A 9,134-nucleotide genomic window follows, 5' to 3' on the forward strand; every position below is an offset into this window, starting at 1 on the left:
TCCCGCTTGCGGGAGGGGCGTGCTTCTTGGCCACCGCAAGCGCTTCAACTGAACCTACCCTTGGCCTAACGATCGAGGAAAGAACATGCGGGTGCCTCTCGCCGCTCCCCTCCCGCAGGCGGGAGGGGATGGGGGAGGGTAAGGGGTCTCACCGAGCCCGCACCCCAAACTCAATACCGCCCAGCCGTCTCCCGGATCAGCGCGATCATGTTGGGAATCCCCTGCGTCCGGTTGGAACTCAGCTGATTCTTCAGATCGAACGGCGCCAGCTCGCCCTCGATGTCGGTCGCCAGTATCTCGGCGGGCGTCTTGTCCTGCACCGTCTTCAGGACGAGCGCGATGATGCCCTTGGTGATCGCCGCGTTGGAATCCGCCAGAAAGTGGAGCCCGTCGCCGTCGCTTTTGGTCGGATAGACCCAGACCGAGGCCGAACAGCCACGCACCAGCGTCGCGTCGGTTTTCAGCGCCTCGGGCATCGGCTCCAGCGCGCGGCCGAGGTCGATCAACAGGCGATAGCGATCGTCGGCGTCGAGGAATTCATATTCGTCGCGGATTTCGGCAAGATCGGACATGGTCAGATCCGCTACTCCGTGCATTGGTCCACGACAAGCCGCTGGTCTCTCATGATCGGGGAGAGAGGGGAGGGCCATTCCCCCGCCATCCCCGGCGCGGCGTCAGAGGTCGACCCCGGCGGCGATGGCTTCCAGCTTGCGGATACGCTCCTTCAGGTCGGCCATCTCGATGCGCGACGCCGCAGAGCCGGCGGGCGGGTAGGGCATGTCATGCGCCCGCTCGAACTCACGGCTCTTCAGCTGCAACCATCCGCGCCAGCCGGCAAGCCCGGCGGTGACGATCATCGCAAGGCCCGCCAGGCCGGCGGTGGCGATGACGATGTAGAGATTGGTATCGGTCATGATCCCGGTCTCCGTGCTTGATGTCAGCGGTCGCGCAGCCGCTCGATCTCGCGGTCGAGATCGATGCTCTTGCGCTCGTCGGTGATGACGCGCTCCAGAACCTGGATACGCTCCTTCAGCTGCTGGATTTCGCCGCGCAGCGCCTGGGTGTCGCGGTTCCCTTCGCTGCGCAGATGCTCGACCATGTCGAGGCCGGGCGAGCGGCGATGCTTGGCCTTGAAGATGCTGGCGACCATGACGATCGCGACGATCAGAACAACCATGAACTGTCCGCCGGACATAGCGGTAACTCCCCTCTAAATCTTATGTCAGTGTTCGATGCGGGCGGGCGCTTCGCCGCCGATGCGCAGGGCATCGATCTCGTCGCTGAGCGCCAGGCCGCGATCGGTGACAATCCGCTCCAGCACCCGGACCCGCTGCTCCAGCCGCTCGGTCTGGGCGGCATATTGTGCCGCCTTTTCCGCGACCATCGAGGCTTCGGTGGCCAGCTGCTTTTCACGTAGCGCGAACCAGGGCTTGAGAAAGACGCCGCCGATGATGGCGATCAGACCGCAGCTGATGCCCATGATGGGGATCAGAAGAGCAATATCGTTCATCGTTCCCTTCCCTCAGCGATCGCGCAGCGCGTCGATTTCGCGCGCGGTCCGCTCGGCGGGATCGGTGGCGATGCGCTCCAGCACCGCGATCCGCTCTTCCAGCCGGCTGACCTGGCCGACCAGCTTCTGGTTCTCGGCGGTCAGCAATTCGACCTTGCGGCCATCGGCGATGTCGCTCTTGTGCGTCATGCCGCCCCAGTCATTTTCCAGGCTGTAGCCGTGCTTCGCACGGATCCAGGTGGTCACGACCCAACCGATCGTCGACATCGCGATGATCGCCAGGACGAAACCCGGTCCTCCCCAAGCCATAATCCATACTCCCATAGGATAGTTGATGTGTCAGCGCGGTCTCAGCGCAGGCTGTCGATCTCGTCGGCCAGCTGGCGGTTGCGGCTGGTATAGTGCAGTTCGATATCGGCGAGGCGACGGTCGATGTCGCGGAACTTCGAGCGGACCTCGGCGGTCGAGCGGCGCGGATTGCTGCGCACGCCCTGCCAGAATTTGGCGTCTTCGTCCGACTGGTACAGGCCGATCGGCTTGGCCGTCGCCATCCAGGCGATCAGCAGATAGGCGAGCGGCACCCAGGGCATGCCGACCCCGGTGACGGTCAGCAGGACCGCGGCGACGCGGACCCACATCACGTCGACGCCGGTATAGTCGGCGATCCCGGCACACACGCCCTTGAACTTGGCATTCTGCTTGTCGAGGTAGAATTGGGTGCGGCTGGCGGTCATCTCAATTCCTCCGATCGAGGCTATAGTCGGTGCGGCCGAGGCGGCCTTCGGGACGCCATTCGGGCTGCGACAGGCTGGGCTTGAAGTCGGGATTGTCGGCGGCGACGATCCGTTCGACCGTATTCAGGCGGTCTTCCAGGCGGCGGGCTAGCAGGTGGAGCTCGTCGAGCAGTTGCTCGTCCTCATGGGTGATCTTCGGCGCCTGCTTCCACTTCGTCATATAGTGGAGGAACAGCCAGGGCAGGCCAATGAAGATCGAAGTGATGGCGATGAAGGGAACGACAATGTCTTCCATCTCACTCCCCCTTGTTCAGGCGCGCCTTGAGCGCGGCGAGTTCGGCGTCGACCCGGTCGGACGCGCGCAGTTCGGCGATCTCGTCCTCGAGCGTCTTGGGGTTCGAACCCAAGCCCAGCGCTTCCGCGCGACCCTCGGCCTCGTCCACCTTGCGCTCCAGCACGTCGAAGCGGCTGAAAGCGTCGTGCGTCTTGGCGCCGTTCCACATTTCGCGCAGGCGATAGCGGTTGTTGGCGCTTTCCAGACGGGTCTGGACCGCATTCTGCTTGGTCCGCGCCTCGCGCAGCTTGTTCTGCAGCTTGGCGATGTCCTCTTCCGACGCGCGCAGCGCATCGTCGAGCACCTGGACTTCGGCCTTTAGCTGGTCGGCCATGTCGGCGGCCTTCTGGCGCTCGATCAGCGCGGCCTTGGCGAGGTCCTCGCGGTCCTTCGACAGCGCCAGCTCGGCCTTTTCGGTCCAGCTGTCCTGAAGCTGGTCCAGCTTCATGATGTGGCGGCGGATTTCCTTCTGGTCGGCGATCGTGCGGGCGGCAGAGGCGCGCACCTCGACAAGCGTCTCCTCCATTTCGAGGATGATCATGCGGATCATCTTCGCGGGGTCTTCCGCCTTGTCCAGCAGGTCGGCGAAATTGGCGGCGACGATGTCGCGGGTGCGGGAGAAAATGCCCATCGGATACTCCTTGATGGCGAATGGCTTCATTATGCGATCGGCGCCTCGATCGCTGCAACCGAAGTCTGGGTCGTGGCGACGTGCGCGGGGGCGAGGGCACCCATCAGGCAGGTGGCGCTCATCACGACGGTGCAGGCGATGGCGGCGATCTGGCGGGCGAAGGTGGTGGCGAACATGGTGGAAACTCCCTGATCTTTTATGTCTCGGTCCGCGCATCGGCGGGATGTCAGAAGCATTGCAGGAGCCGTGCCAATTTCAAAAATGGCGAAAATCCGCGGGTTTTGAAAATAGTTGCGATCCGACAACGATTGCGCGCTTGCCAAGCGTTGGGAAAATCCGCCACCTGTTGGGAATGGATCGGACGAGTCAGGTCATCGGCCAGTCGGGGGCCTTTTTGGATGCGCTGGAACGGGCCAGCCGCGCCGCCGCGCTCGACCGTCCGGTGCTGGTCATCGGCGAGCGTGGGACCGGCAAGGAACTGGTCGCCGAACGTCTCCACCGCCTGAGCGGGCGCTGGGACCAGCCGCTGGTCATCATGAACTGCGCCGCGCTGCCCGAGACGCTGATCGAGGCGGAACTGTTCGGGCATGAGGCGGGCGCGTTTACTGGTGCCACAAAGGCGCGAGCGGGGCGGTTCGAGGAGGCCAATGGCGGCACGCTGTTCCTCGACGAACTCGGCACGTTGTCGATGGCGGCGCAGGACCGGCTGCTGCGCGCGGTGGAATATGGCGAGGTGACGCGGATCGGTTCGTCGCGGCCCCTGCGCGTCGATGTACGTATCGTGGCCGCGACCAACGAGCATCTGCCCGACAAGGTCGCCGCGCATCAATTCCGCGCCGACCTGCTTGACCGGCTGTGTTTCGAGGTGGTGACGCTGCCGCCGCTTCGCGCGCGTAAGAGCGACATCATGGTGCTCGCCAATCACTTCGGGCGGCGCATGGCGGCCGAAATCGGTTGGGAAAGCTGGCCCGGTTTCGGCGCGGCGGCGACCGATGCGCTGATGGAGCATCGCTGGCCCGGTAATGTCCGCGAGCTGCGCAACGTGGTGGAGCGCGCGGTCTATCGTTGGGACCGGGAAGGGCCGGTCGATGCGATCGAGATCGACCCGTTCCGCTCGCCCTATCGCCCGCAGGGCCAGTCGCCCGCCGCCGCGAAAAGCGAGCAGGGGAGCGCGCCCGCCTCCTCGGAGCCGGTGAGCGACGGCGACGAGGTGGCGGCCTGCGATGTCGGGCCGTCCGACTTCAAGTCGCGCGTCGCCCGCTTCGAGCGCGAGCTGCTGACCCGCGCGCTGGCCGAGAACCGCTTCAACCAGCGGACCACCGCCGAGGCGCTGGGCCTGTCCTACGACCAGCTTCGCCATGCGCTTCGTCGGCACGATCTGATCGGAACGGTTGCGTAACTCCTTCGGGGGAGCCATTTGGGGCGCCCGGCGTTGCCACAGGCAAACCCCAAAGGAGCATTGACGATGGCTTTCGAACTGCCGCCCCTCCCGTACGACTATGACGCGCTGGAGCCGGTCATCTCCAAGGAGACGATGACCTTCCACCACGACAAGCATCACGCCGCCTATACCAACAAGCTGAACGAAGCGGTCGCGGCCGACACGTCGCTTCAGGGCAAGTCGATCGAGGACATCCTGGCGAACATCTCGTCGGCCCCGGCCGCCGTCCGCAACAATGGCGGCGGCTTTTGGAACCATGACTTCTTCTGGAAGATCATGACCAAGCCCGGCACGACCCAGCCCTCGGGCAAGCTTGCGCAAGCGATCGAGGCGTTCGGCGGTCTCGACAAGCTGAAGGACGAGTTCAACACCAAGGGCGCAGGCCAGTTCGGTTCGGGCTGGGCCTGGGTGATCGCGGATGCCGAGGGCAAGCTGAAGGTCACCTCGACCCCGAACCAGGACAACCCCCTGATGGACGTCGTCGCCGACAAGGGCGCGCCGATCCTGGGTAACGACGTGTGGGAGCACGCCTATTACCTGACCTACATGAACGACCGTCCGGGCTATCTGAAGGCTTGGTGGGACGTCGTGAACTGGGACGAGGCCGGTCGCCGGTACGAGGCGGCGGTCGCATAACCTCGCCGACGTCCGTTTCGGATAGGGAAAGGGCGGCTCCGAAGGGGCCGCCCTTTTTTCATTCCCCTTCATTTTGTCGGCGAAGTGCTTAAGATTAGAGGTGAATATTAAGTTGTTTGTGGGTGATGCCTTTAATGTAATGCCCTTATTCAAGTCGAGCATGGCCAATACTTTTCTCTCGGAATAAGATGTTGTAAAAGGTGGCGGCTGGGGCGCGGTGATAAAGCCGGTCGATGACGAGCGAATGGGAGATGAGGGTGCGGTCAAGGCATTTGGCACGTAGCGGCCTTCTCAATGGTATCGCTACAATCGGCTTATCCTTCATTGCCCTGCATCCGGCGATCGCGCAAACGGGCGCGTCGGTCTCCACTGCCGCCAAGTCACCGGATGCCAGGGTCGCGACGGCTACGGCGGAGCAAGCGCCCAAGCCTAGGGACGATGCGGCGGCGGACAGCGGCACGGACAACACCATCGTGGTTCAGGGAAAACGGCTGCCGGCAGCCGAGGCACCGAAATGGGCGATCTGCTCGGTCATCGCGCGCATGCCGCGTTATGCCATGGCGCTACGGAGCCAGTCTTCGGCGTCCCGCGAGGGCATGCCTGGCACCTCGGCAGAGCCACCTATATTGCCGCCGGTCGTGCAGCCCACGCGCATGCCGCGCAACCCGGATTATAAGGCGCCGCCGAAGGTTCCTGCCGGCTCTCCGCTTCCCGATCTGGGCAATACGCGATTTGGCCTGCCGATGGGCGGCAACATTGCGCTGTTCGCCGCCGATCCCTCCGTAAGGGTGGAAGCGGGCGCGCTACCCGGTGGATTTGAGGGAGGGGAGGGCGGGGCCCAACGCGCGCAAGCCTATGGTCAGGCGGCGCTTTCTGCAACGCAGGCGGCGACCTTGACCTGCGTGCAATTGATGCGCGGATCCAGCGAATTGACTCGGGGATCGGCATCATCGGTAATGGCGCGCGATCCTTATATCGCCGCTGCAGAATTTGCGATGCGCGACAAGTCGCTCCCCATGGGTTTCGCACTGTTCGAACAGGGGCGCTATGCCGAAGCGCTTCCCTATTTCGAGGAAGCTGCGCGCGGCCTGACCGATCATAATGGCGGAGATGAAGCAGCGCTGTTCGTAGGCAAATTGTTGTTGGCCGGGTTCGGCAAGGGCGATGAGACTGATCGCGCCATCAAGTCGCTGAAGCGCGCCGCGCTTATCAATTATGTCGAGCGGCTGCATCAGCCCGTGTTCGATCCTGCCCGCCCCGAAATGAATACCGCCTCGGGCGAGGCCGCCATGATGCTGGGCGCGATCTATCGTCAGGGGCTTTACGGTACGACAGTCGATATGAATGAGGCGTGCCGCTGGTACCGGCGGGCGGCATATGTGGGCCATGTCGCGGCCTATAAAGTGCTCGGCGATATCCAATATTTCGGACTGGGCATGCCCCGTGACCCGAAGGCCGCCTTCGCGGACTACGAGCGTGGCGCCAAGCGCCATCTGGCCTCCGCGCAAACGGCGGTGGGCGATATGCTGCATGACGGCGATGACGGGATCGCCGTCGATCTGCCCCGCGCGATCGCCTGGTATCGCGAAGCGCTGAAGCATGACGACCCGGATGCCGCCTATGCACTGGCGAGGGCTTATGAACGCGGTGAGGGCGTTCCCGCCGACCGCGAAGTGGCGTTCGGCCTGTATCGCAAGGCGGCGCTGAGCGGATCGGCCGAGGCGCGTGTTGCGGTCGGCCATTACTACCAGACGGGGACGTTCGTGCCGCGCGACGAGACCACGGCGCGCCGCTGGTTCGAACTGGCGTCGCAGGACGGCAACCCGGACGGCATGTTCAACTATGCGGCGCTTCTGGCCAATGGTCGTGGCGGCGATCGCGACCTGCCACGCGCCTGGGCCTGGCTGAAGGTCGCGGCGGCGCGGGGGAATGAGCAGGCCGCGACCGCGATGGCGGCGGTCGAGGCGCGGATGACCGCCGAGGAGAAGCAAAAAGCGCTGGCGTTGAGCGGCAAGCTATAGCGCGGGACGATATGGTACGGGGCCGGTGGAGGATCACTCCACCGGCGGTTCGTCGACCTTGGCGGCGTCCGTATTCAGACCGTGCTTCAACAGCATCGGGATATTGGCGATGGCGAAACCGATGGTCAGCGGCATCGCGCCCCACAGCTTGAACCCGACCCAGAAATCCCAGGTCGAATTGCGCCACACCGCCTCGTTCAGTACCGCCATGAAGGCGAAGAACAGCGCCCAGTTGCGGGTCAGCTTGCGCCAGCCCTCGGGCGTCAGGCCCGAATAGACGCTGCCCAGCACCATCTGGATCAGCGGGCGCCCGGTGACGAGGCCGAAGAACAGCATCGCCGAGAACATCGCATAGACGATGGTCGGCTTCATCTTGATGAAGCGCTCGTCGTGGAAATACAGGGTCAGCCCGCCGAACACGACGACCAGCGCGCCCGACAGCCAGAGCATCGGCGAGATGCGGCCCAGCTTCATCCGGCTGACGATCATCGACACCACGGTCGCCGCCATGAAGACGCCGGTCGCGACCAGCACGCGGGTCAGCGCCCCCAGCGGTGCCAGGAAATTGACCAGGAAGAACAGGATCAACGGACCATATTCGATTCCCGCCTTCAGGGCGGGGCCGGCTTCCTTATCGGACGCGCTCATTTGCGGCCTCCCTCGATCCCGGCGATGATCCGGCTGACCTCGTTGGCGTCGAAGGGGCGCAGGTCGGTCATGCCCTCGCCGACGCCGATGGCGTGGATGGGCAGGCCGTATTTCTCGGCCGCCGCGACCAGCACGCCGCCGCGCGCGGTGCCGTCCAGCTTGGTCATGACCAGGCCGGTGACGCCCGCGACGTCCTTGAACACCTCGATCTGGTTGAGCGCGTTCTGACCCGTCGTCGCGTCGAGCACCAGCAGGATGTCATGCGGCGCCTCGGGGTTGAGGCGGCCGAGCACGCGGCGGATCTTCGACAGCTCGTCCATCAGCTCGCGCTTGTTCTGGAGGCGCCCGGCGGTGTCGACGATCAGCACGTCGATGCCCGTCGCGGTCGCCTGCTTCACCGCCTCATAGACGATGCCCGCCGCGTCGCCGCCTTCCTTGCCCGACACGATCGGCACGCCGACCCGCTCGGCCCAGGTGGCGAGCTGGCCGATGGCGGCGGCGCGGAAGGTGTCACCCGCCGCCAGCATCACGCCGTAATCCTGCTCCATGAACAGATGCGCCAGCTTGGCGATGGTCGTCGTCTTGCCCGATCCATTGACGCCGATGACCAGGATCACCTGCGGCCGGGGAAAGGCGTCGATCTCCAGCGGCGTGGCGACCTTGGCCAGCGCCTTCTCGACCTCCTCGGCGACGACCAGGCGGATGCCGAGGTCCTCCATATTCCGCTCGAAGCTGCCCTCGGCCAGCCGCGTGCGAATATGGCCCGCCGTTTCGGGGCCAAGATCGGAGGCGATCAGCGCTTCCTCGATTTCGTCGAGCGTGTCGTCGTCGAGCCGTGCGGTGCCGAGACCGGCGAGATTGCCGACCAGCCGGTCCGAGGTGCGACGGAAACCGCCGAGCAGCTTTTCGTGCCAGGAAGAACTCATACCAATTGTCCGATCAGATGGGTTTCGGTCGCCGCCGTGACCCGAACGCGGGCGATGCTGCCCGGTTCGGTGGCGGGGGAAAAATGAATGTCGGCGAAGTCGGGCGCATGGCCGCGTGTGCCGGGTCGCTCGACCAGCACGTCGCGGGTCTGGCCGACCTGGGTCGCCAGCCAGTCGCGGCGGCGGCGGGCGGCGGCCTCGCGCAAGGCCGCGGCGCGTTCGCGGCGCAGGGGATGCGGCACCTGCGGCATCC

At 64.8% G+C, this 9,134-nt stretch carries 14 protein-coding genes and 1 pseudogene; 3 read left to right on the forward strand and 12 right to left on the reverse strand.

The window, feature by feature from the left end; translation table 11 throughout:
* Window positions 1-170 precede the first annotated feature (170 nt).
* From ACQKJZ_RS16245 to ACQKJZ_RS16285, 9 genes are all read right to left on the reverse strand, one after another.
* Entirely contained in the window at window positions 171-572 is a 402-nt protein-coding gene (locus ACQKJZ_RS16245; protein ID WP_427732375.1) for a SufE family protein, read from the reverse strand.
* A gap of 102 nt (window positions 573-674) precedes the next feature.
* A complete protein-coding gene (locus tag ACQKJZ_RS16250; RefSeq protein ID WP_312490236.1) occupies window positions 675-914 on the reverse strand; it encodes a hypothetical protein in 240 nt (79 codons plus the stop codon).
* A gap of 23 nt (window positions 915-937) precedes the next feature.
* Entirely contained in the window at window positions 938-1,195 is a 258-nt protein-coding gene (locus tag ACQKJZ_RS16255) for a hypothetical protein (RefSeq protein WP_427732377.1), read from the reverse strand.
* 27 nt (window positions 1,196-1,222) lie between these two features.
* Window positions 1,223-1,510 carry a hypothetical protein gene (locus ACQKJZ_RS16260; protein WP_427732379.1) on the reverse strand — a complete coding sequence of 96 codons (288 nt, stop codon included), beginning with the start codon at window positions 1,508-1,510 and terminating at the stop codon, window positions 1,223-1,225.
* Between the two features lie 12 nt (window positions 1,511-1,522).
* Window positions 1,523-1,819 (reverse strand): hypothetical protein, encoded by a 297-nt coding sequence (locus ACQKJZ_RS16265; RefSeq protein ID WP_076709304.1) that lies wholly within the window; start codon window positions 1,817-1,819, stop codon window positions 1,523-1,525.
* Between the two features lie 41 nt (window positions 1,820-1,860).
* Window positions 1,861-2,244, reverse strand: a complete 384-nt coding sequence (pspC, locus tag ACQKJZ_RS16270; RefSeq protein ID WP_312490231.1) for an envelope stress response membrane protein PspC — start codon at window positions 2,242-2,244, stop codon at window positions 1,861-1,863.
* Between the two features lies 1 nt (window position 2,245).
* Window positions 2,246-2,539, reverse strand: a complete 294-nt coding sequence (gene pspB / locus ACQKJZ_RS16275; RefSeq protein ID WP_042483731.1) for an envelope stress response membrane protein PspB — start codon at window positions 2,537-2,539, stop codon at window positions 2,246-2,248.
* Between the two features lies 1 nt (window position 2,540).
* Window positions 2,541-3,209 (reverse strand): phage shock protein PspA, encoded by a 669-nt coding sequence (pspA, locus tag ACQKJZ_RS16280; RefSeq protein ID WP_312490230.1) that lies wholly within the window; start codon window positions 3,207-3,209, stop codon window positions 2,541-2,543.
* Between the two features lie 29 nt (window positions 3,210-3,238).
* Window positions 3,239-3,385 (reverse strand): hypothetical protein, encoded by a 147-nt coding sequence (locus ACQKJZ_RS16285; RefSeq protein ID WP_312490229.1) that lies wholly within the window; start codon window positions 3,383-3,385, stop codon window positions 3,239-3,241.
* 176 nt (window positions 3,386-3,561) lie between these two features.
* Between ACQKJZ_RS16285 and pspF the strand changes: the two genes are divergently transcribed.
* The 3 genes from pspF to ACQKJZ_RS16300 all read left to right on the forward strand — a co-directional run bounded on the left by pspF (window position 3,562) and on the right by ACQKJZ_RS16300 (window position 7,307).
* Window positions 3,562-4,608, forward strand: coding sequence for a phage shock protein operon transcriptional activator (gene pspF / locus ACQKJZ_RS16290; protein ID WP_427732383.1), 1,047 nt, complete (start codon window positions 3,562-3,564; stop codon window positions 4,606-4,608).
* Between the two features lie 66 nt (window positions 4,609-4,674).
* Complete coding sequence (locus tag ACQKJZ_RS16295) at window positions 4,675-5,286, forward strand: superoxide dismutase (protein WP_427732385.1); 612 nt, start codon at window positions 4,675-4,677, stop codon at window positions 5,284-5,286.
* A gap of 473 nt (window positions 5,287-5,759) precedes the next feature.
* Window positions 5,760-7,307, forward strand: coding sequence for a tetratricopeptide repeat protein (locus ACQKJZ_RS16300; protein WP_427732387.1), 1,548 nt, complete (start codon window positions 5,760-5,762; stop codon window positions 7,305-7,307).
* Window positions 7,308-7,340: 33 nt separating this feature from the next.
* Here the strand turns inward: ACQKJZ_RS16300 and ACQKJZ_RS16305 are convergent, their stop codons facing one another.
* From ACQKJZ_RS16305 to ACQKJZ_RS16315, 3 genes and pseudogenes are all read right to left on the reverse strand, one after another.
* Window positions 7,341-7,955 (reverse strand): septation protein A, encoded by a 615-nt coding sequence (locus tag ACQKJZ_RS16305; protein WP_427732389.1) that lies wholly within the window; start codon window positions 7,953-7,955, stop codon window positions 7,341-7,343.
* A complete protein-coding gene (gene ftsY, locus ACQKJZ_RS16310; protein ID WP_312490224.1) occupies window positions 7,952-8,881 on the reverse strand; it encodes a signal recognition particle-docking protein FtsY in 930 nt (309 codons plus the stop codon). The genes ACQKJZ_RS16305 and ftsY overlap by 4 nt, the downstream gene beginning before the upstream one ends.
* Window positions 8,878-9,134 (reverse strand): annotated as a pseudogene (locus ACQKJZ_RS16315) (tRNA (N(6)-L-threonylcarbamoyladenosine(37)-C(2))-methylthiotransferase MtaB); the annotation flags it as partial. The pseudogene ACQKJZ_RS16315 and the gene ftsY, both read right to left, overlap by 4 nt.

Origin of the sequence: Sphingomonas sp. NPDC019816 (assembly GCF_050274375.1) — a bacterium.
Taxonomy (GTDB): Bacteria; Pseudomonadota; Alphaproteobacteria; order Sphingomonadales; family Sphingomonadaceae; genus Sphingomonas.